The organism is Frigoribacterium sp. VKM Ac-2859 (assembly GCF_013204925.1).
Classification (GTDB): Bacteria; Actinomycetota; Actinomycetes; order Actinomycetales; family Microbacteriaceae; genus Frigoribacterium.
This window is the reverse complement of sequence record NZ_JABMLC010000001.1, coordinates 1,533,079-1,553,204: the sequence shown is the minus strand read 5'-3', so window position 1 is coordinate 1,553,204 and position 20,126 is coordinate 1,533,079. Positions and strand designations below refer to the sequence as shown.

The window sequence follows — 20,126 nt, the reverse complement described above, 5'->3', positions numbered from 1 at the left end:
GTGAAGATCCTGATCGCCGACGACGACCCGCAGATCCTGCGGGCGCTCAAGGTCACCCTCGGCGCGCGCGGCTACGACGTCGTCACGGCCGCCGACGGGCGGGAGGCGCTCGACCTCGCGGCGAGCCGGCACCCCGACCTCGTCATGCTCGACCTCGGCATGCCCCACCTCGACGGGGTCGAGGTGATCACCGGCCTGCGCGGCTGGTCGACCGTGCCGATCCTCGTCGTGTCGGGCCGCACCGACGCCGCCGACAAGGTCGAGGCGTTGGACGCGGGCGCCGACGACTACGTCACGAAGCCCTTCTCGATGGACGAGCTGCTCGCCCGCATCCGGGCGCAGACCCGCCGGTTGCCGTCGGGCACCGACGACGAGCAGCCCGTGGTCACGTTCGGCGACGTGCAGGTCGACCTCGCGGCGAAGACCGTGGTCCGTCGGCCGGGGGGCGGCGCGGGCGCGGGTGGCGGCGCGGGTGCGCGCGGCGGCGCGGGTGCGGGCGGCGGCGCGGGCAGCGGCGGCACGGCCGTCCGGCTGACGCCGACCGAGTGGAAGATCCTCGAGTTGTTGCTGCACAGCCCCGACAAGCTGATCACGCGCGAGACCATCCTGACCGAGGTCTGGGGCCCCTTCCACGCGAAGGACACCGGCTACCTGAGGCTCTACTTCGCGCAACTCCGCAAGAAGCTCGAACCCGTGCCGGCCGCACCGCGACACCTCGTCACGGTGCTCGGCATGGGCTACCGCTTCGTACCCGACGCCGGGGCAGAGGTCGTCGAGGAGGCGTGACCGCGGTCGCCGTCGGGATCCTCACGGTTTCCTAACGCCGGACGTCACCACCGGGAGGCGCGCGAGGCCTAACGTTGCAGGGCGCGTGCCCGCCTCCCGGTCGGTGCGCACCGCACGTCCGAGAGGAACCCGTGTCCGCGCAGCCCGAGTCACCCGCCAGGGTCGCACCGCCCACCCCGCACCCGACCACGCGACGGATGCGGAGCTGGCTGCTGCACGGCCTCACCGAGACCGCGGGGACGCACCAGGGTCCGCACGCCGAGACCCCGGAGAAGACGCACTCGTGGTGGCGGGTGATGTGCCTGACCGGCGTCGACTACTTCTCGACCCTCGGGTACCAACCGGCCATCGCGGCCGTCGCGGCGGGGCTGCTCTCGCCTCTCGCGACCATCGTGCTGGTGCTGCTGACGCTGTTCGGCGCGCTCCCCGTCTACCGCCGCGTCGCCCGCGAGAGCCCGCGCGGCGAGGGCTCGATCGCGATGCTCGAGCGCCTGCTGCCCTGGTGGGGCGGCAAGCTGTTCGTCCTCGTCCTGCTCGGCTTCGCCGCCACGGACTTCATGATCACCATCACCCTGTCGGCGGCCGACGCCACGGCGCACGCCGTCGAGAACCCGTTCGCCCCGTCGTGGTTCCACGGGGCCGAGGTGCCGCTGACGCTCGTGTTGGTCGCGTTGCTCGCCGCCGTCTTCCTGCGGGGCTTCCGCGAGGCGATCGGCATCGCGGTCGTGCTCGTCGCGATCTTCCTGACGCTCAACCTCGTCGTCATCGCCGTGTCGCTCTTCCACATCGGCGAGAACCCGGTGGTCATCGGCAACTGGTGGGAAGCGCTGACCGTGCAGCACGGCAACCCGTTCGTCATGGTCGGCATCGCCCTGATCGTCTTCCCGAAGCTGGCCCTCGGCCTGTCGGGCTTCGAGACCGGGGTGGCCGTCATGCCCCAGATCACCGGCGACCCGACCGACACCCCGGCCAAGCCGGTGGGACGCATCCGCGGGGCCCGTCGCCTGCTCGCCACGGCCGCGATCATCATGAGCTCGTTCCTGATCCTGTCGAGCTTCGTCACCACGCTCTTGATCCCCCAGGCCGAGTTCCAGGCCGGCGGGTCGGCCAACGGCCGAGCCCTGGCGTTCCTGGCGCACCAGTACCTCGGCGACGGCTTCGGCACGCTCTACGACGTCAGCACCATCTGCATCCTGTGGTTCGCCGGGGCGTCGGCCATGGCCGGGCTGCTCAACCTCGTGCCGCGCTACCTGCCGCGCTACGGCATGGCGCCGCAGTGGGCCCGGGCCGTCCGTCCCCTCGTGCTGGTGTTCACGGTGATCGCCTTCGTCATCACCATCGTGTTCGAGGCGGACGTCGACGCCCAGGGCGGGGCCTACGCGACGGGGGTGCTCGTGTTGATCACCAGCGCCTCCGTGGCCGTCACGCTGTCGGCGCGACGCGCGCGCCAGCGGAAGCGCACGATCGGCTTCGGCGTCGTCGCCCTCGTGTTCGTCTACACGACCATCACCAACGTCGTCGAGCGTCCCGACGGCGTGCGCATCGCCGCGATCTTCATCATCGGGATCATCGCGGTGTCGCTCGTCTCGCGCGTGCAGCGGTCGTTCCAGCTGCGGGCGACCTCGGTCACCCTGGACGACACCGCGCTCGCGTACGTGCGCGAGGACGCCGACGAGTACGGCACGATCCGCGTCATCGCCCACGAGCCGGGGCGCGAGGTCGCCGAGATCTACAAGAAGAAGCTGACGGCCGAGCGGAAGTACAGCGGCATCCCGCAGCGCTCGCCGGTCATCTTCCTCGAGGTGCACAAGGGGGACTCGTCGAACTTCGAGGAGGACCTCGTCGTGACGGGGCACGCACTGCACGGCTACCGGGTGCTGCGCACGACGAGCGGCGCGGTGCCGAACGCCGTGGCCAGCGTGCTGCTGGCGATCCGCGACGAGACCGGCGTCGTGCCCGACATCTACTTCGAGTGGACCGAGGGCAACCCGCTGTCCAACATGGGGCGGTTCTTCCTGACCGGGGTGGGCGAGGTCGCACCGGTGACCCGCGAGGTGCTGCGCCGGGCCGAGCCCTCGCGCAGCCGCCGCCCCGACGTGCACGTCAGCTAGCCGCCCCTGCCCCGACCCTCTGCATGCGCGCGAACCCCGTTTGCGAAGATGAACCCCGATTGAACGGGGTTCATCTTCGTGAACGGGGTTCATCCGGACGCCCCGACGAAGCGCCGTCGAGCGACCCGCGCAGCGTCCGTCACCCGACGTGGATCGATGAGGACGTCGGCCGTCCGGAGGAGTTCGACCAGCCTCTCCGGGAACACCAGATCGGCGTATTCGCAGTGCACCACGTGACGGATCTCGGGATGGCGCAGGAGGCGGCGGTCGCGACGTCCCCGGAGCCTGATGGCCTCCGCGGGAGTCCTTCCGGCGAGGATCTCGGGGTCGGTGAGCTTGATGTGGCCGTCGAACTCGACCGCGACGCCGGAGGTCCGGAGGAAGACGTCGCAGCGTCCGAGGAACCGGTCGTCGAGGATGAAGGTCTTCTGCAACTCGACCGACGACAAGCCCAGTTCGAACAGCACGACACGCAGGAGGGATTCGCCTCCGTTCTCGGCCCACGCGGACGAGAACTCGACGGCGCGACGGGCCATCCGTCCGCCCGGGTGTGAGGACGGGCCCAGTCGGGACATGAGTCGAGTGCGTCGGCGGAGGAACTCGGCCTCGACGGCAGCGCCCGTCCGGTGTCCGTCGGGCAGGACCAGGCGGCGCAGGGCGGCGTCGACACACAGCACGGCATCGCCGAACGAGGCGCTCCGAGCCACGTCGACGGCGGTCCGCTCGAGGCTCGTGAGCCACACTCCGTGGAGTTCGTCGCGGTCGGCTGTCGGAACCGAGCCGGGGCGTCGCAGGAGGTCGGTCGAACGCCTCGTGGTCGTCCGCCGAGGATCGATGACGGTCACCACGTCCGCGTAGGCGTCGTGGACCCGCGGCAGACCCCACAGGGCCGCGGCCGAGTCGTGGGAGACCGTGCACCGTCGGTCCAGCCCTCGGGTGACCGCCCTGGTCAGGACGACGTGCCGCCCTCGCGCGTCGAGGTCGTCCCAGTCGGCGGCGACGGCGTAGGTGCCCCGATGGACGCGGACCAGCGATCCCCGCCGCGCCTCGAGCTGCAGGCGTCGCGCCTCGCGCGTCGTGCCCCCGTGGGTCGAGGTGAAGACGAGCGGGCAGAGGTGGGGCGCGGTGCCGGTCATGGGGCGAGCGTGACGGGCGGCGCCCGGCCCGCCTGATCCGCGCCTCCTCGCCTGGGGGCGGTGGGAGCTCGCCCCCGGCGTGTGGGGGAGGCGTGGTCGTCCTCGACACGAGGCCATGAACCCCGTTCACGAAGTTGAACCACGCGAAAATGGGGTTCATCTTCGTGAACGGGGTTCATGGCGGGGAGGGGCGGGCAGGCGGGGGAGGAAGGAGGCGCGGGAGGCGCGGGCGGGACGGTTCGGCGGGGTACGGCGCTCAGCTTGGCCGCCGACGGCGCTCCTCCTGTACTGCTGGGATCATGAACGACTCCCGCTCCCTGCCCTACCCCCTCGGCGTGACGCCCCTGCCCGACGGCGGCGCCCACGTCGCGGTGTACTCCGAGACCGCCGACCACGTCTGGTTCTGCCTGTTCGACGACGAGGCCGACGGCGGCACCGAGCGCCGCTTCGAGCTGACGAACCGCACCGGCCACGTCTTCCACGCCGTGGTCGAGGAGGCGCGGGTCGGCTCGCGCTACGGCCTCCGTGTCGCAGGCCCCTGGAACCCGGCCGCCGGCCTCCGCCACAACGAGCACAAGCTGCTGCTCGACCCGTACGCGACGGCCCTCGACGGCACGTTCGACTGGGGTCAGGCCGTCTTCGGGCACGACATGGACGAGCCCGAGACGATGGACGAGTCCGACTCCGCCGCGGCCATGCCCTGCAACGTCATCGCCGACCGCGACTTCGACTGGGGCGACGACCAGCGCCCGCTCACGCCGATGGAGGACACGGTCGTCTACGAGGTGCACGTCAAGGGCTTCACGCAGACGCACCCCGACGTCCCCGAGGACATCCGGGGCACCTACGCCGGCATGGGGCACCCCGCCGCGATCAAGCACTTCACCGACCTGGGCGTCACCGCCGTCGAGCTGCTGCCGACGCACCAGTTCGTGCAGGACAGCCACCTCGAGGAGAAGGGCCTCCGCAACTACTGGGGCTACAACTCGATCGGCTTCTTCGCCCCGCACGACGAGTACGCGTCGAAGGCCGCGGGCACGTCCGGCGGCCAGGTCGCCGAGTTCAAGCAGATGGTCAAGGACCTCCACGCCGCCGGCCTCGAGGTGTGGATGGACGTCGTCTACAACCACACGGCCGAGGGCAACCACATGGGCCCGACGATCTCGTTCAAGGGCATCGACAACGCCGCCTACTACCGACTGGTCGAGGGCGACGAGGGCAACTACTTCGACACCACCGGCACCGGCAACAGCCTGAACGTCAGCCACCCGGCGGCGCTCGGCCTGATCATGGACAGCCTGCGCTACTGGGTCACCGAGATGCACGTCGACGGCTTCCGCTTCGACCTCGCCACGACCCTGACCCGGCAGGGCGGCGAGGCCAGCGAGCACAGCGCGTTCCTCACGCTGATCCACCAGGACCCGGTGCTGCAGAGCGTCAAGATGATCGCCGAGCCCTGGGACACCGCCGGCTACCAGGTCGGCGGCTTCCCGGCCGACTGGTCGGAGTGGAACGGCAAGTTCCGCGACGACGTGCGCGAGTTCTGGAACGGCGAGCCCGGCGTCCTCTCGACGTTCTCGGACCGCGTGCTCGGCAGCCCCGACGTCTACGAGGGCGACCGCCGCTCGCCGCTGTCGAGCGTCAACTTCGTCACCGCGCACGACGGCTTCACCCTCGCCGACCTGACGAGCTACGCCGAGAAGCACAACGAGGAGAACGGCGAGGACAGCCAGGACGGCGAGAGCGACAACAAGTCGTTCAACGGCGGCGCCGAGGGCCCGACCGACGACCCCGCGGTCAACGAGTACCGCGACCGCCAGCGTCGCAACTTCCTCGGCACGCTGCTGCTCAGCGCGGGCGTGCCGATGATCCTCGGCGGCGACGAGATCGCCCGCAGCCAGGGCGGCAACAACAACGCCTACTGCCAGGACAGCGAGATCTCGTGGTTCGACTGGGAGCGCGCCGACCGCGACCTGCTCGCCTTCACGACCGAGCTGATCACGCTGCGTCGCGAGAACCCGGCGCTGCGGCCCGACTGGTTCCGTTACGCGCCCGAGGTCGAGAGCGACGACCACGTGCAGGTCCGCCGTGCCGACGACCACTCGTTCTCGAGTGGTGACTGGCAGCAGGGCGAGAACAAGGCGATCACCTTCGTGCTGACCCACAAGGACGCCGACGCGTTCGCCTACCTCGTCAACGGTTCGACGGCGGTCGTCGAGTTCAACGTGCCCGACGCGCCCCACGGCGAGTGGGAGCTCGCCGCGTCGAGCGACCCCGGCCAGCAGGTCGAGGGCGCCGTCACGACGCTGCTCGTGCGCGACGCGAGCTTCACGCTGCTGCGGAGCCGCGCCTCCTAGGCGGTGGGGCGAGCGCAGGAGGCGCGGTGCCGGTCCTCGGGATCGGAGCCGCGCCTCCTGCGTCCCCCGGGCATGCGAAAGACCGCCGCCCCGAGGGGACGGCGGTCGTCGTGTGGGTCGGCCGAGGCCGAACGGGGATCAGGCGGTGGCGAGCTGCTGCGCCTCGGGGGCGAAGAAGTCGGCGTAGCTCGGTCCCGGCGTGATGTCGACGACGGTGCCGCAGACGACGGGCCCGGGGTCGACCGGCGACCGGTGGGCTCGACCGGCGGGTCGGCGCTTGGGGTAGACCTCGATGCGGGCGGCGGGCACCCGCTGGTCGGCGGCGTAGTGGCCGGTCACGTCGACGGAGCGACGGACGTGCGCCACGAGCTGGTCGTGGCTGAGGCGGGCGAGGTCGGCGGCGCTCATGCCGCGGCCTCGGCCAGGAGGAGTGCGCTGATGTCGATCGGCTCGGTGGGAGCCAGGTCGTGCGCGAGGGGGTGGTGCCCGGAGGCGTGGACGATGTTCATGTGTTCAGCTCATCTCTGCGGCCCTGCGACCGCGTGCGGAACGGGGTGGTGCGGGTCGCGTCGCCGTGAATCGACGCGTTCCCGACTCTCGCAGGTCACCGAGTGATCGCCACCATCGCCCGACACATCGTTCGCATGGTGGACATCTGTTCGAACGGCCGGGGCTCAGGCGCGGCGGGCCCAGAGCGCCTCGACCAGCGACGTCGTCAGCTCGTGGTCGATCGCGAACGACCGGCCGTCGAGGTCCGACACGGGTGCGATCTGACGTCCGCTGGACAGCAGCCACAGGGCGTCCGCCTCGTGCACGCGGGTGAGCGGCAGCAGCTCGTACGCGGTCTCGTGGCCGAGGTCCGCCAGGGCGTCGAACACGGCCGCCTGCGTCGTGCCCTCGAGGATGCCCTGGTCGGTGCGCGGGGTGACGAAGCGGTCGCCGAAACGCGCGACGAGCGAGGCCGACGGCCCCTCGAGCGCGTACCCGTCGCTGCTGACGAAGAGGACGTCGTCGGCGCCCCGGCGGGCGGCCTCGCGCAGCACGCTCTTGTTCACGGCGTACGAGAGGGTCTTGGCGCCCTGCAGCAGCCACGGCGAGGTGGTCGCGACGTCGTGCCGGTAGCCGCGGTCGAGCGCCACGACGCGGATGCCGTCGCGGCGTTCGACGGCGTGGTCCTCGTAGACCTCGGTCCGGGCCCACGCGGTCGGCTCGCTCTCGGGCACGCCCTCGAGGCCGCGCGTCACGATGAGCTTGGTCAACGCGAACGGGACGGGCGCGTGGGCGGCGGCCGAGGCGAGCACCGCCTCGCGGATCAGGTCGAGGTCGAGCACGGGCAGGTCGAGCAGGGCCGCCGACCGCGCCAGGCGGTTCAGGTGCGGCTCGAGCGCCTGCACGGCTCCGTCGACGACGCCGAACGCCTCGAAGATGCCGTCGCCGCGGGTCACGCCCAGGTCGACGACGTTCACCGTCGGCTCCGCCGCGTCGGCGAGGTGCCACCCGGGACCATCGCCTCGGGCGCCGGCCCGGGCCCGGTCGATCATCACGAGCACGGGGGCAGGAGGCGCGGTGTCGGTCGTGGGGGAGGCGTCTGCGGCGAGGTCGGTCACGCCCTCGACCGTACCTCGGGCGCGGGTTTTCGCTTTGTGGACAGGCTGTGGAGAATCACTCGTCGTCGAGAGGTTAGACGTCCACGGGATCTCGACCGGCCCGACGGCTGCTCGGAGGTGCGCATCGGGCACCCTCTCGCCACGGTGACTAGTGCGTCTAGCTAATTCCGGGCGTTGAACAGGCATTTTCCTGGCAGGGTCCTCTTTGCCCGCCCAGACTGCAGCGGTACCGTGAGCGAGCCCGCCCATGGTGGGCGCGTGGTGCCCGGTGGGCCGGGAGCTTCTTCACGGGGCGGCCCGCCCGGCACCACACCACACACGTCGGACCGCCCGCGCCACGGCGCGCACGTCGAAGGGCCGCACCGTCGAGACGGTGCGGCCCTTCGTGGTCGGTCCGGGAGGCGTCAGCCGCGGGGCCGGGGCGGCCCGGGCTTCGGGTGCGACGGCGCGGCGCCGTCACCCGAGGGCGCGTCGGCGGGATCGGGCTCGCCGGGCTTGGGGTGGCCGGGGATCGAGTCGCCCGAGAGGTTGAGGTCGTCGGGGTCGACCTCGATGTCGCCACCGTCGTCCGGCCCGCCCTCACCGGGCAGGGCCTGGACCGCGTCCAGGTCGGTGTCGGAGTCCACGGCGGGGGAGTCCTCCGTCGCCGACCGCTGCATCTCGGCGGTGGTCGCCTCGCTCCGCGGGAAGTCCGCGGTCGGGTCGTCGGCGTCGCGACGGTCCGGTGCGGTCTCGGCGGTGCCTGCGTAGCCGACGCCGTCCGTGGCCGTCGTGGCGTCGCCCGTGGTGGTGCCGGTCTTCGTGTCCTGCTCGTCTTCGTGCATGCGGGCACGGTACGCCGTGGGGGTGCGTGCCGCATGTGCGCCGGGGCAGACTGTGGCCATGACGACCCTCACCTGCCGCGCGATCGTGTTCGACATGGATGGCACGCTCGTCGACTCGACCGCCCTGGTCGAACGCATCTGGGGCGACTTCGCGGCCGAACACGAGCTCGACGTCGTCGAGTTGCTGGCGTTCGCGCACGGCCGGCAGACCCACGACACCGTCACCCGGTTCCTGCCCCGGCTGCCCGAGGACGAGGCACGGTTCCTCACCGACGGGCTGCAGGCGGTCGAGGCCGGCACCCGGGACGGGACCGTCGAGATCCCGGGCGCCGCCGCCTTCGTGGCGAGCCTGCCGGGTGACCGGGTGGCCCTCGTGACGAGCGCGAACCACGAGCTGGCGCGGTCGAGGATGGCCGAGGCGGGCGTGCCCTGGCCCGCGGTCGTGCTGGCGTCCGAGCAGGTGGCGGTGGGCAAGCCGGCCCCGGACGGTTACCTGCTGGCTGCCGAGCTGCTCGGCGTCGACCCGGACGAGGTCGTCGTCTTCGAGGACGCCGCGGCGGGGCTCGAGGCCGCCCGCGCCTCCGGAGCCTCGGTCGTGGTCGTGGGCGACCACGACGGGCCGGCCGCCGACGGGCTGCCGCGCGTCGCCGGGTACGAGGACGTGTCGGTGACCGTGCGGGCCGACGGGCTGCTCGAGCTCACGCTGCCGTAGGGCCTGGAGCTCGCGCGGGCTGGCAGGTGGCACGGGCGCGCGGCTCGCGCGGGCGCGGGCCCGGCCTCGCGGTTCGAGCTGAGGCCCGCCGCTCAGCCGTGCAGCGGGTGCGACCCCTCGTGGTTGGTCCGGTGGGCGAGGGCGTGGGCGAACTCGCGCAGGGTCTCGTCCGAGGTGTGACGGGGCGTCCAACCGAGGACGTCCCGGGCCTTCTCGGTCGACATGACCGGGATCTTGGCCGCGATGTCGAGCCAGCCCGGCTCGGTCGGCTGCAGGCGGGCCAGCCAGGTGAGCTGGACGACGGCGCGCAACAGGCGGTAGGGCACGGGCAGCAGGCGGGAGCCGAAGGCCCGGGCGATGCGGTCGGGGTCGACCACGGGTTCGGCGGCGAGGTTGAACGCCCCACCGGCGCGGCGGTCGATGGCCCGCCAGAACGCGTCCGCGACGTCGCTCGCGTGCACGACCTGCGACACGAAGCGCGGGGCGAGCGGGATGAACGGGGGGCGCACGCGCTGCATCCAGCGGGTGGGCACCCAGCGACCGGCGAAGAGCCCCACGATCTCGCTCGCCGCGGAGGCCTGGAACACGAGGCCCGGGCGCATGCGGGTCAGCGTGACCTCGGGGTGCTGCTCGACGAAGGCGTCCATGACGCGCTCGTTGATCGACTTGTGCTTCGAGTAGCTGGAGCGGCGGACGCCCTTGGTCTTGTAGGTCTCGTCGACGCGTCGACCCTTGGGGCCCCGCGAGTAGGCGCCGACCGACGACGCGACGAGCACGTGCGGCACGCCCGCCCGGGCGGCGGCGTCGAGGACGTGCGACGTGCCGAGCACGTTCGTGCGGTACATGACGGCCTTGTGGTGGCTCGGCTGCAGGGCCCAGCCGAGGTGCACGACGGCGTCGGCCCCGGCGAACGCCCGCTCGAGGGCCACGGGTGAGTCGTCGGTCCCGACGTCGATCGAGAACCAGGTCACCTCGCCGTACGGCGGCGTCGCCATGCGCGGCCCCCGGCGGGCGACGCCGACGAGGGAGGTCACCTCGGGTTCGGCCTGCAGACGGGTGAGCAGGGCGGTGCCCAGGTTGCCCGTGGCTCCGACGACGACCACGCGCATGGGGGTCTCACTTTCACGACTCGACGATCGGCCAGGCGCCGACCCCGGGTGGGCGGCAGGCCTGTCCCGAGCCTACGCGCGGCCCCTGGGCGACGGTCCGGCCTCGGCGGCGATGCGGGCGACGGCGGCCTCGTCGAGCACGAAGACCTCGTCGCCGTCGCGCGGGTCGTGCGTGCGCACGACGGTCGAGCGCACCGACCCGTCGGCCGCCACCTCGACCACGGCGAAGCCCGAGCCGCGCACGGCCCGCTCCGTGCCGACGGTCGCCAGCACGTCCGTGTCGTTCGCCACCCCGGGCGCGACCACCACGGGGACGCCCGCCAGGTGACCGACGATGTGGTGGTGGTAGTGCCCGGCGAGGACGACGCGGACGTCCGACGCCTCGAGGACCGCGGCCAGCGCCTCCGGGTCCTGCAGGGCGAGCGACTCGTGCAGGGTCGTCGGCGCCGCGATCGGCGGGTGGTGCAGCACGAGCACGGTGCCCCGCTCGGCGGGCGTCGCGAGCTCGTCGCGCAACCAGGCGAGCTGCTCGGGTCGCAGCAGTCCGTAACCGGCCCCGGGCACGGAGGTGTCGAGCCCGACCACCCGCCAGCCGTCGACGTCGCGCACGAGGTCGAGCGGCCTCGCCGGGTCGCCGCCGAGCACCTCGGCGAAGGCCTCGCGCACGTCGTGGTTGCCCGGCACGAGCACCACCTCGGCACCGGCCGCTCGGGCCCAGGCGTCGGTGCGCTCGCGGAGGTGCCGGTAGGAGGCGCGGGTCCCGTCGTCCGACAGGTCACCCGACCCCGCCAGCAGTCGCACCCCCTCGACCCGTGCGGACTCCGCCAGCACGAGGTCGAGGGCCTCGGTCGTGTCGACGACACCCTGGTGCAGGGCTCCGTCGGCGAGCAGGTGGGCGTCGCTGAGGTGGACGATGCGGAGGGCTCCGGGCGGCAGGGCGTGCATGCCGCGACGCTACCGGGTGCGGGGCGGCGCGTGCGCGTGGCCCGGGGTGCCGGGGCAGCTCGGGCGGCTCGGGCGGTCGGGTCGCACCACGCACGTGGCGTCGAACCACGCACGGGGGTGGTTCGACGCCGCAACCGTGGTGCGACCTCGCGTGTGGTGGGAGGGCTCAGCCGCGGAACTGGTCGGCGGGGGCGAGGCGGCCGTGCACGCGACGCCCGAGCTCGGCGAACATGTCGGTGACGGTCGCCCAGTCCTCGTGGGTCGGGGAGGTCGGTTCGACGAACAGGCCGTAGAACCGTCGCCCGCTGTTGAGCGACTCGACCAGGACGGTCTCGGAGCGGTCGAAGAACTGCGTCCCGTCGTGCTTGAGGGCGGACGCCCGGACGGGTTCGCCGGTCAGGGTGCTGAAGCCGGCCGACGCCAGGGCCCGTGCGGTCGTGCGCCGGGACAGTCGGGGGAGGACGGGACCGGCCTCCCCCGCGCTCAGCACCGCGCGCACGTGCGCGAACACGAGCTCTTGCTCGTGGACGGGGTGCGAGGTGGAGGTCGGCGAGTTCGTCACGGCATCACCGTGGCAGGTCGTGGCCCGGAGTGCGACGCCCAGTGCGGGGGCGGCCCCTTGGGGTGCGACCCGGACTGGGGAGCCGACCGGGTGTACCCGGCGCCCGCCCACGGTGTAGCTCGGGCCGGTAGGCGTGTCCGGTGTCGGTAATTCCTGGCTGGTGCGGCGTCGGGTCGTGGGGGTGGGCGTGGCGCGGGTGGGTGGTGACGTGAGGCAGGAGTTGCCGACGAGGCGTGAGCGGTGTCGGCAATTCCTGGCTGGTGCGGCGTCGGGTCGTGGGCGTGGGCGAGGCGCGGGTGGGTGGTGACGTGAGGCAGGAGTTGCCGACGAGGCGTGAGCGGTGTCGGCAAGTCCTGGCTGGTGCGGCGTCGGGTCGCGGGGGTGGGCGAGGCGCGGGTGGGTGGTGACGTCAGGCAGGAGTTCCCGACGGGGCCGAGAGGAGGCGCGGGGACGGGGCGAAGAGGAGGGGGCGGGCGCGAGGCGGGTCCGGGGACGGGGCGCCGCGGCGTGCCGGAGAATGGCCCGATGCTTCCTGCTGCTCCTGCCGCCGGCTCCGGCTGCGACCTCGACGACTCGGCCCGGTGCCCCTGCCTCAGCGGCGAGACCTACGGATCGTGCTGCGGGCCGCTGCACCGGGGCACGACGCCCGCCCCGACGGCGGAACGGTTGATGCGCTCGCGGTACTCGGCGTTCGTGCTCGCCCGCGCCTCCTACCTGCTCGAGACGTGGCACCCGACGACGCGGCCCGCGACGCTCGAGGTCGACCGGGGCACGCGCTGGTTCCGGCTCGACGTCGTGCGGACGCAGGCGGGCGGGCCGTTCGACGACGAGGGGACGGTCGAGTTCGAGGCGCACTTCCGCGACGACGACGGCGTGGGGTCGCAGCACGAGGTCAGCCGGTTCGCCCGGGTCGACCGGCGGTGGCTCTACGTCGACGGGATCTCGGGCTGACCAGGCCGCACTGAACGAGCTCGGCCTGGCCGGGGCAGGCAGGGCGGAGGCGAGACGTCGGCATCGGGCGTCACGAAGAGGACGGCGGGTCCGTCGGGCCCGGCATCCTCTCCGTGACGCCGCCGGGCCGCAGGGAGAGCTTCACGGGCAGGGACCCACGGTCCGGACGACACCGATGCAGGACTCGCGCCCTCCATCTCGACGAACGCTAGGCCGCACGAGATGGTGCGGTTCAGACGTGGACGCTCCTCACAGGCAGGGCCTCGAGACGCGTGTTTCGGGGGACAGGACGCGCGCGGGTCGCATCCGTCACGGGGCGCGGCGTGCGAGGGCGACCGCCTCGAGTGCCCGGACCACGTCGCCGACGGCCCGCTGCGCCCGGACGACGCCGACCGGGCCGCCGAGCACCGACAGGGCCGGCTCGTGCACGACCCGCACCACGAGGCGTCCCCGGTCGTCCACGAACCACTGCACGCCGAGGGTCAGCAACTGCGCCCGCCCGGCGAAGGCGCGCAGCGCGAGGGTGGAGGCCAGCGTGCCCCGGACGGCCCGGGTGCTGCCGTCCGACGCGAGCGACAGGGTGAAGCCGTGATCGATCAGGGTCTGCTCGACGAGGTGGCGCGACTCGTCGTGTGCGCCCTCGAGGAAGACGTCGTGCGTGCTCGCCACCGGACGGGTACGGCGGTCAGCGCAGCGGTGCGAGCATCTCGAGCTCGCGCGCGGTGGGGTCGAGGGCGTAGGGGTTCGTGTGTCCGGTCGGTTCGTACCCGCGTCGACGGTAGAACGCGATGGCCCGCTCGTTCTGCTCGTGGACGTGCAGGCGCAGGGTGTCGCCCTCGGTCGCGGCCCACGTCTCGACGCCGTCGAGCAGCAGGTCGGTGACCCCGGCCGAGCGCCCCCGATGGCTCGGGGCGACGTACACGCCGACCAGCAGGGGCTGCCCCGCCGCCTGCAGGAAGCCGCCCATGGCGCCGACCCAGTCGCCCGTCCCGTCGTCGATCGCGACCAGCGAGGTGCCGTGCTCGGCCTCGCCCCGGGCCCCGCGCATCCGCCACTCGGCCTCGGCGTGACGACGGGCGACGGCGAGCGTCTCGCCGTAGGCGATCGGCGTGTCCGCCAGCATCGCGAGGCGCAGGTCGCGGACGCGCTGCCAGTCGTCGGCGGTCGTGCGGCGGACGGTCACGGGTCGTGCGGGCATGCCGCCACCCTGCCACACGGGCGGGACGCGGCGGGTGCAGGAGGCGCGGGTCGCGTCCCGACGCCGGGTCGGGCCCCGGGGTCGTCACGTCAGGAGGCGCGGGTCGCGTCGCGACGCCGACCCGCGCCCCGGGGTCGTCGCGTCAGGAGGCGCGGTGCGGCCCTCAGCCGACCCGCGCCACGGGGGCGGGGCCGAGGCGCTGCTCGGGGCGGGCCGGTGAGATCAGCGTCGCGCGCCTCCCGCGGTCGTCCGGCTCGGTGTCGACGCCGAGCACCTGCAGGCGCTCGGGCGTCCGCGCGCGGAGCGCCGCCGTCCAGGCGCAGACCAGTGCGTCGAGCAGGTCCTCGCGGTGTTTGTAGGCCCGGTCGACCAGCGGCGAGGGCTCCTCGAGCAGCGCCGCCGACACCGGGTGCGAGTCGAGGCGCAACGGCACCTCGGCCCGGGCGAGCCCGCCCAGCCGACGCAGCAGCTCGTCGCAGGCCGCCGCGCGGGCCTCGCGCCGCGCCTCCTTCGGCAGGGTGAGGTCGGGTCGCTTGTAGCGGGGACGCTTGTCGTCGTAGGCGAGCTCGGCCATGCCGACGAGCGTCGTGTACGGGTAGCACTCGAAGTGCCCCACCGCGTCGGCCGCCACCGGCACGACGCCGTCGTCGTAGACGCCGCCGGCACGCTCGAGGCGCTCGCCGAGGGTGCGCCCGCCGAGCCACGGCAGGGAGGCGCTGCTCGCGTTGGCCGACACGTGCCAGCGACCGTAGGCCCGCGCCACGAGGCGTTCGCTCGCCCGCATGCCCGTGGCGTTCGGCACGAGCACGGGGGCGTCGACCGCGACGACCGAGCCAGGCGTCGACCAGCGACGGACCCAGGCCTCGACCTCGTCGACGCCGCGCGCCCAGCCGGCGTCGAGCACCGTGCCGTCGGCGTCGATCACGGCCAGGCCGGTCTCGTTCGCGGGGCGCTCGGGCGTCGAGTCGCGCCAGGCGAGGTCGACGCCGAGGTAGCGGGGCCGGGGTGTGGTCACCGCTCGACCGTACTCGCGGCCGATACTGTCCCCATGCCCACGAGCAGCACCCGCACCAGCGGCGGCACGAGCACCCGCACCCCCGCCGACCTGCGTCGCTGGCGGCGTTACCTCGCCGACGAGCGCGCCGAGGAGTCGACCTACCGCGACCTCGCCCGCCGCCGGGACGGCGAGGAGCGCGCGATCCTGGTCGCCCTGGCCGACGCCGAGGGCCGCCACGCGCAGCACTGGGTGGATCTGCTCGGCGCCGACGTCGGGCGTCCGGCCCGCACCGACCTGCGCACCCGCGTGCTCGGGGTGCTCGCCCGGCGCTTCGGCTCGATCTTCGTGCTGGCCCTCGTGCAGAGCGCGGAGGCGCGGTCGCCGTACGCGACCGACGCGGACGCCACCGACGCGATGGCCGCCGACGAGCGCATCCACGGCGAGGTCGTGCGCGGCCTGGCCGAGCGTGGACGCAACCGCCTGTCGGGGTCGTTCCGGGCGGCCGTGTTCGGGGCGAACGACGGTCTGGTCAGCAACCTGGCGCTCGTGCTCGGCATCAGCGCCTCGGGTGTCGGGAACCACGTGGTGCTGCTGACCGGGCTGTCGGGCCTGCTCGCCGGGGCGTTGTCGATGGGTGCGGGCGAGTACGTCTCGGTGCGGTCGCAGCGCGAGCTGCTCGACGCCTCCACCCCCGACCCGACGGCGCGACACGTGCTGCCCGACCTCGACGTCGACGCGAACGAGCTGGCGCTGGTCTACCGGGCACGGGGCATGTCGCCCGACGAGGCCGAGGCCCACGCGCGGGAGGTGCTCGCGGGCGCGGGGCGAGGGGCCTCGTCGCCGAGCGCGCCTCCTGCGGGGGCCGCGCCGGGCGCCGCCACGGCCGGCTGGGCGGACGCCCCGGACCAGGAGGCGCGCTCGGCCGACGAGCCCGCCACCCACGAGACCCTCGGCACGGCCTTCGGCGCTGCCGCCTCGAGCTTCTGCTTCTTCGCGTCCGGGGCCGTGATCGCCGTGCTGCCCTACCTGTTCGGGCTGTCCGGGCTCGTGGCGGTCGTCGTGGCGTCGGCGCTGGTCGGCGTCGCGCTGCTCGGCACGGGCGCCGTCGTCGGGTTGCTGTCGGGGGCGAGCCCGGTCAGGCGGGCGCTGCGCCAGCTCGGCATCGGGTTCGGGGCGGCCGCCGTGACCTACCTGCTGGGGCTGTTGTTCGGGACCGGCGCCGCGGGCTGAGCCGATCGGGCCACGTGCGCGTCAGGCCTTGCGGTCGAGCTTCCAGGCGATCCAGCACGTGACGAGGACGACGCCGGCCGCGGCGAGGCGCGCGCCCATCAGCACCCCTTGGCCGGTCGAGGTCGTGAGGCTCATGTCGGAGCCGATGCCGATGCTCCAGATCGCGCCCGACAGGGTGAGGCAGACGACCAAGGCGAGGCCGAGCACCACCGAGGTGGCCCCATGCGACCGGGGGCCCACGTCGTCGCGGCCGCGAGGGTCACGTGAGAGGCGGGCGGCGGCGATGCGGACGAGGCCGAGCCAGAGCAGGGCCACGGCGCAGGCGCCGACGACGTCGCTGCAGCGATGCCAGCCGAAGGCGACGGTCTGCTCGGCGACGACGGCCGCGAACGCCGCACCGACCATGTAGAACAGGGGCCGGGCGTGCCGGCCGAACGTGGTCATGATCGCCAGGACCGCGGCGACGGCGACCGTGACGTGCCCGCTGGGGAAGCTGTTGCCGTAGAGCTCGCCCGTCAGCTCGGGACGGGGCGCGAGCTGCTTGAGCACCTGGGTGGTGACCGTCGCGCCGATGATCAGCACGCCCGCCTGGACGGCCGACCCGGGCCGGCGGCGGAGGAACGCCACCACCATCGTGAGGGCGACGACCAGCAGCACGGCCGGGGGAGAGATGGCGTCGAGCGCGACCCCGGACTGCAACAACGTGGTGCCGTCGACCGAGCGGAGGATGCTGTCCTCGATGGACTGGCCGGTCTCGGTGAGGACCGCGATCGTGTAGACGCCCGCCAGCACGACGAGCGAGGCCGACGACGCGACCACCCAACGACCCGTGACCCGTCGACGGACGGCAGGCGTCGTCGAGAGGGTCGGGTGAGCAGTCACCGGACGAGCTAACTACACGTCGCCTGGAAACAGGCTCGGTCCGACCTGCCGATGCGCCGGGGTCGCCCCGACTCACAGCGGGGGTGCAGGTGGCCGGCCGCCGGGCGGGCCCCGACGCTCCATCAGCCGCCAGTGACCGCCGGTGAGCGGGGCGAGCGTGACGGTCGTGTAGACCACGGCGACGATGCCGAACGCGACCGTCAGCCCGATCGTGTCGGCCGCGACCCCGCCGAGCAGGGCGCCGGCCGGGATGCCGGCCCAGGCTCCCGCGGTGACCAGTCCGAAGACCCGCCCGCGGAGGTGCTCGGGGGTGCGCTCGAGCTGCACCGTGCCGAGGATCGGGTTGAGGGCGCCGGCGGCGAGACCCGAGAGCGCGGTCGCGGCGACCAGCACCGGCAGCGGGGCGCCGAGGGCGAACGCCAGGCTCGACGGCCCGCCGGCGAGGGTGAAGCAGGCGACGAAGGTGAGGCGGCGCGGCACCCGGTGGGCGATGAAACCGAAGGCGACGTTGCCGGCGAGGGCGCACCCGCCCATGGTGGCGACGAGCAGTCCCAGGGCGGCCGCGCCTCCGAGTCGGTCGTTCGCGTAGAGGGGCAGCAGGGTCGACCCGCGTGCGGCGTCGAGCAGGTTCGTGACCAGCACGAGCGCGACGATCAGCCGCATCAGCGGGTCGCGGACGACGAAGCGGGCACCCTCGACGAGGTCGGACCGGTAGGAGGCGCGGGTCGCGTCGGTGGCGTCGGTGGCGTCGGTCGGGTGGTCGTCTCTCGGATTCGGTGATCCGGTCCGTGCCGGACCGGACGCCGGGACGAGTGCCCCGGTCAGGGCCGCCGAGACGGCGAAGGTGGCGGCGTTGACGAACAGGGACGCGACCGGTCCGACGGCGGCGACGAGGAGCCCGGCGATCGACGCCCCGACCAGCTTGGCGAAGCGCTCGGACCCGTCGAGGAGCCCCACGCTGCGTTCGATGCGGACTCCGGCCCGCTCGGTCAGCGCGGGCAGCATCACCCGGCGCGCCGTCTGTCCGGGGCTGTCGAGCAGTCCACCGACGAAGACGAGTGCGAGCAGGGCCCAGAACGGCAGCCCGACGGTGAGCGCGAGCACGGGCATCGCGAGGACGGAGGCGCCACTCACGAGGTCGGCGACGATCGCGGCCCGCCGGTGCCCGACCCGGTCGACGACGACGCCCCCGAGCGGGCCGCCGATGATCACCGGGGCCGTCGCGAACGCCGCCGCGAGCCCGACCTCGGCCCCCGACCCGCCGAGACCCAGGACGTAGAAGGGCACGGCGAAGGCCGTGACGACGTTGCCGGTCTGCGAGATCGCGTGGGCCGCGACGAGGGACGACAGGGCTACCCGGTCGGTGCGGACGGTGCGGACGGTGTGACCCGTGCGCCCGCCGCGGGGCCGGGCCGGACGACCGTCGCGAGTGGCGCTGTCGGTGCCCCGCGCCTCCTCGGCCGGCGTGCTCTCGCTCACGACGGGCCTCAGGGACGGCGGTAGGCCTGGTAGACGAGCACGACCGGCTCGGCGCCGTCGTCGGCCGCCGGGTCGTGGGCGGCGCCGACGTCGAGCCAGCGGTCGACGACGGCCTCGAGGTCGCGGCGCAGGGCGGCGAGCTCGGTCGTGGTGAGGCGCAGGCTGCGGTCGCCGCTCGCCCCGGCCGCGACCCACTCGCGAGGCAGGGTGGGCATCGCGTCGACGTACTCGCCGAAGCGCGCGGCGTAGGCCTGGCCGATCGACTTCTGCAGGGCGGACGAGGCGACGAGGCGGTCGGGGTCGTCGAGCAACTCGGCGGGCTCCCAGCTGGTGAGCTGCGCGGTGGCCTGCCACCACCGCTCGCGCCGGTCGGTGGTCTGCGGCTCGGCCGCCTCGATCAGGTCGATCGAGGCGAGTTTCGAGAGGTGGTAGCTGATCGTCCCCGGGGCCTCGTCGACGGCGTCGCCGAGCTGGGCGGCCGTCTGCGCGCCGCGTTCGCGCAGCAGACCGAGGAGGCGCAACCGGGTCGGGTGGGCGAGCACGCGCATCGAGGCGGCGTCGGTGAGGGTGCTGCGGGAGGTCTCTCGGGGGGACATGGTGTCGACGCTAGGTGCACAAGAGCTGTTGCGCAAGAGTCGTTGTGCTTCTCGACGAGAGCGTGGGCAGGCCGACCAACCGTTCGAGCCGTGAGTGTGGTGGGTGTCGCGGGCGGAGGTCGGACCCGCGGCGCATGCTCGGAGCACGACCGCCGGACAGTCCGGCGCGCAGGAGGAACCCGATGACGAAGACCCCGGACGACCCGCACGGCACCGACGAGACCGACCTCGAGCGTCGTGGCAACAGCAGTGGCGAGGGTCACGGCGACCACACCGTCGGCGAGCGGGACGACCGCCCCGTCGAGATCACCAGCGAGAACCACCCCGACGGCGGCACCGGCTCCCGTTCGCTCGACGACGGACCGGCCGACGACGCCGTCCCCACCCGCCAGCCCGGCCAGGCCGAGGCCGGCCAGGTCGATGAGCTGATCGGCGACTACAAGGGCGACGGCGAAGGCAAGCACACCTACTGACACGACCCGAGGAGGCGCGGTCGGCCTCGATTCGCGCCCCGCGCCTCCCTCGTGTAGTGTTTCCTCTGGCCAATCGGCCAGCGAAACGCGCCTGTAGCTCAACGGATAGAGCATCTGACTACGGATCAGAAGGTTGGGGGTTCGAGTCCCTCCAGGCGCACAGACTCGAAA

At 73.3% G+C, this 20,126-nt stretch carries 20 protein-coding genes and 1 tRNA gene; 8 read left to right on the top strand and 13 right to left on the bottom strand.

Features of this window, described 5'->3' with window-relative positions; all coding sequences use genetic code 11:
• Positions 1 to 786, top strand: a complete 786-nt coding sequence (locus HQQ78_RS07280) for a response regulator transcription factor (RefSeq protein ID WP_173152245.1) — start codon at positions 1 to 3, stop codon at positions 784 to 786.
• Positions 787 to 983: 197 nt separating this feature from the next.
• Complete coding sequence (locus HQQ78_RS07275) at positions 984 to 2,897, top strand: APC family permease (protein ID WP_123571946.1); 1,914 nt, start codon at positions 984 to 986, stop codon at positions 2,895 to 2,897.
• Between the two features lie 89 nt (positions 2,898 to 2,986).
• On the opposite strand, the gene HQQ78_RS07270 is transcribed toward HQQ78_RS07275, so the two are convergent.
• Positions 2,987 to 4,033, bottom strand: coding sequence for a hypothetical protein (locus HQQ78_RS07270; protein ID WP_173151881.1), 1,047 nt, complete (start codon positions 4,031 to 4,033; stop codon positions 2,987 to 2,989).
• A 299-nt stretch (positions 4,034 to 4,332) separates the two neighbouring features.
• Between HQQ78_RS07270 and glgX the strand changes: the two genes are divergently transcribed.
• A complete protein-coding gene (gene glgX / locus HQQ78_RS07265; RefSeq protein ID WP_173151879.1) occupies positions 4,333 to 6,390 on the top strand; it encodes a glycogen debranching protein GlgX in 2,058 nt (685 codons plus the stop codon).
• 138 nt (positions 6,391 to 6,528) lie between these two features.
• On the opposite strand, the gene HQQ78_RS07260 is transcribed toward glgX, so the two are convergent.
• The 3 genes from HQQ78_RS07260 to HQQ78_RS07250 form a co-directional block, all read right to left on the bottom strand.
• Positions 6,529 to 6,798, bottom strand: coding sequence for a hypothetical protein (locus HQQ78_RS07260; RefSeq protein WP_173151877.1), 270 nt, complete (start codon positions 6,796 to 6,798; stop codon positions 6,529 to 6,531).
• Positions 6,799 to 7,064: 266 nt separating this feature from the next.
• Positions 7,065 to 7,997 (bottom strand): aminodeoxychorismate lyase, encoded by a 933-nt coding sequence (locus tag HQQ78_RS07255; protein WP_371740392.1) that lies wholly within the window; start codon positions 7,995 to 7,997, stop codon positions 7,065 to 7,067.
• 404 nt (positions 7,998 to 8,401) lie between these two features.
• Positions 8,402 to 8,821, bottom strand: a complete 420-nt coding sequence (locus HQQ78_RS07250) for a hypothetical protein (RefSeq protein WP_148053722.1) — start codon at positions 8,819 to 8,821, stop codon at positions 8,402 to 8,404.
• A 58-nt stretch (positions 8,822 to 8,879) separates the two neighbouring features.
• Here HQQ78_RS07250 and HQQ78_RS07245 point away from each other — a divergent pair, with 58 nt between their 5' ends.
• The gene (locus tag HQQ78_RS07245) at positions 8,880 to 9,533 is read left to right on the top strand and encodes an HAD-IA family hydrolase (protein ID WP_173151875.1); all 654 of its coding nucleotides are present in this window, start codon (positions 8,880 to 8,882) and stop codon (positions 9,531 to 9,533) included.
• A gap of 92 nt (positions 9,534 to 9,625) precedes the next feature.
• On the opposite strand, the gene HQQ78_RS07240 is transcribed toward HQQ78_RS07245, so the two are convergent.
• From HQQ78_RS07240 to HQQ78_RS07230, 3 genes are all read right to left on the bottom strand, one after another.
• The gene (locus HQQ78_RS07240; protein WP_173151872.1) at positions 9,626 to 10,642 is read right to left on the bottom strand and encodes an NAD-dependent epimerase/dehydratase family protein; all 1,017 of its coding nucleotides are present in this window, start codon (positions 10,640 to 10,642) and stop codon (positions 9,626 to 9,628) included.
• Between the two features lie 72 nt (positions 10,643 to 10,714).
• Positions 10,715 to 11,587, bottom strand: coding sequence for a metallophosphoesterase (locus HQQ78_RS07235; RefSeq protein ID WP_173151870.1), 873 nt, complete (start codon positions 11,585 to 11,587; stop codon positions 10,715 to 10,717).
• A gap of 166 nt (positions 11,588 to 11,753) precedes the next feature.
• A complete protein-coding gene (locus HQQ78_RS07230) occupies positions 11,754 to 12,149 on the bottom strand; it encodes a hypothetical protein (protein WP_173151868.1) in 396 nt (131 codons plus the stop codon).
• A gap of 525 nt (positions 12,150 to 12,674) precedes the next feature.
• Between HQQ78_RS07230 and HQQ78_RS07225 the strand changes: the two genes are divergently transcribed.
• Positions 12,675 to 13,100 carry a YchJ family protein gene (locus tag HQQ78_RS07225; RefSeq protein ID WP_173151866.1) on the top strand — a complete coding sequence of 142 codons (426 nt, stop codon included), beginning with the start codon at positions 12,675 to 12,677 and terminating at the stop codon, positions 13,098 to 13,100.
• A gap of 309 nt (positions 13,101 to 13,409) precedes the next feature.
• Here HQQ78_RS07225 and HQQ78_RS07220 read toward each other — a convergent pair whose 3' ends face one another.
• The 3 genes from HQQ78_RS07220 to HQQ78_RS07210 all read right to left on the bottom strand — a co-directional run bounded on the left by HQQ78_RS07220 (position 13,410) and on the right by HQQ78_RS07210 (position 15,313).
• The gene (locus HQQ78_RS07220; protein ID WP_173151864.1) at positions 13,410 to 13,769 is read right to left on the bottom strand and encodes a hypothetical protein; all 360 of its coding nucleotides are present in this window, start codon (positions 13,767 to 13,769) and stop codon (positions 13,410 to 13,412) included.
• A gap of 16 nt (positions 13,770 to 13,785) precedes the next feature.
• On the bottom strand, positions 13,786 to 14,298 hold the full coding sequence (locus HQQ78_RS07215; RefSeq protein ID WP_159825105.1) for a GNAT family N-acetyltransferase: 513 nt from the start codon (positions 14,296 to 14,298) through the stop codon (positions 13,786 to 13,788).
• Between the two features lie 163 nt (positions 14,299 to 14,461).
• On the bottom strand, positions 14,462 to 15,313 hold the full coding sequence (locus HQQ78_RS07210; protein WP_173151862.1) for a DUF429 domain-containing protein: 852 nt from the start codon (positions 15,311 to 15,313) through the stop codon (positions 14,462 to 14,464).
• Positions 15,314 to 15,346: 33 nt separating this feature from the next.
• Between HQQ78_RS07210 and HQQ78_RS07205 the strand changes: the two genes are divergently transcribed.
• On the top strand, positions 15,347 to 16,525 hold the full coding sequence (locus HQQ78_RS07205; RefSeq protein WP_173151860.1) for a VIT1/CCC1 family protein: 1,179 nt from the start codon (positions 15,347 to 15,349) through the stop codon (positions 16,523 to 16,525).
• Between the two features lie 21 nt (positions 16,526 to 16,546).
• Here HQQ78_RS07205 and HQQ78_RS07200 read toward each other — a convergent pair whose 3' ends face one another.
• From HQQ78_RS07200 to HQQ78_RS07190, 3 genes are all read right to left on the bottom strand, one after another.
• On the bottom strand, positions 16,547 to 17,407 hold the full coding sequence (locus tag HQQ78_RS07200) for a phosphatase PAP2 family protein (protein WP_148053721.1): 861 nt from the start codon (positions 17,405 to 17,407) through the stop codon (positions 16,547 to 16,549).
• Between the two features lie 72 nt (positions 17,408 to 17,479).
• Entirely contained in the window at positions 17,480 to 18,886 is a 1,407-nt protein-coding gene (locus tag HQQ78_RS07195; protein ID WP_371740391.1) for an MFS transporter, read from the bottom strand.
• A gap of 8 nt (positions 18,887 to 18,894) precedes the next feature.
• Positions 18,895 to 19,482, bottom strand: a complete 588-nt coding sequence (locus HQQ78_RS07190) for a helix-turn-helix domain-containing protein (protein WP_173151858.1) — start codon at positions 19,480 to 19,482, stop codon at positions 18,895 to 18,897.
• A 182-nt stretch (positions 19,483 to 19,664) separates the two neighbouring features.
• Here HQQ78_RS07190 and HQQ78_RS07185 point away from each other — a divergent pair, with 182 nt between their 5' ends.
• The gene (locus tag HQQ78_RS07185) at positions 19,665 to 19,955 is read left to right on the top strand and encodes a hypothetical protein (protein WP_056047225.1); all 291 of its coding nucleotides are present in this window, start codon (positions 19,665 to 19,667) and stop codon (positions 19,953 to 19,955) included.
• Between the two features lie 87 nt (positions 19,956 to 20,042).
• Positions 20,043 to 20,115 (top strand) — tRNA-Arg (locus tag HQQ78_RS07180).
• The last annotated feature ends 11 nt before the right edge of the window (positions 20,116 to 20,126 follow it).

Excerpts from the sequence above, each read along its gene's own strand:
- HQQ78_RS07205 (WP_173151860.1), top strand. The coding sequence starts at position 15,347 with ATGCCCACGAGCAGCACCCGCACCAGCGGCGGCACGAGCACCCGCACC.
- HQQ78_RS07215 (WP_159825105.1), bottom strand. The coding sequence starts at position 14,298 with ATGCCCGCACGACCCGTGACCGTCCGCCGCACGACCGCCGACGACTGG.
- HQQ78_RS07235 (WP_173151870.1), bottom strand. The coding sequence starts at position 11,587 with ATGCACGCCCTGCCGCCCGGAGCCCTCCGCATCGTCCACCTCAGCGAC.
- HQQ78_RS07185 (WP_056047225.1), top strand. The coding sequence starts at position 19,665 with ATGACGAAGACCCCGGACGACCCGCACGGCACCGACGAGACCGACCTC.
- HQQ78_RS07240 (WP_173151872.1), bottom strand. The coding sequence starts at position 10,642 with ATGCGCGTGGTCGTCGTCGGAGCCACGGGCAACCTGGGCACCGCCCTG.
- HQQ78_RS07260 (WP_173151877.1), bottom strand. The coding sequence starts at position 6,798 with ATGAGCGCCGCCGACCTCGCCCGCCTCAGCCACGACCAGCTCGTGGCG.
- HQQ78_RS07225 (WP_173151866.1), top strand. The coding sequence starts at position 12,675 with ATGCTTCCTGCTGCTCCTGCCGCCGGCTCCGGCTGCGACCTCGACGAC.
- HQQ78_RS07190 (WP_173151858.1), bottom strand. The coding sequence starts at position 19,482 with ATGTCCCCCCGAGAGACCTCCCGCAGCACCCTCACCGACGCCGCCTCG.
- glgX (WP_173151879.1), top strand. The coding sequence starts at position 4,333 with ATGAACGACTCCCGCTCCCTGCCCTACCCCCTCGGCGTGACGCCCCTG.
- HQQ78_RS07250 (WP_148053722.1), bottom strand. The coding sequence starts at position 8,821 with ATGCACGAAGACGAGCAGGACACGAAGACCGGCACCACCACGGGCGAC.
- HQQ78_RS07245 (WP_173151875.1), top strand. The coding sequence starts at position 8,880 with ATGACGACCCTCACCTGCCGCGCGATCGTGTTCGACATGGATGGCACG.
- HQQ78_RS07270 (WP_173151881.1), bottom strand. The coding sequence starts at position 4,033 with ATGACCGGCACCGCGCCCCACCTCTGCCCGCTCGTCTTCACCTCGACC.
- HQQ78_RS07275 (WP_123571946.1), top strand. The coding sequence starts at position 984 with ATGCGGAGCTGGCTGCTGCACGGCCTCACCGAGACCGCGGGGACGCAC.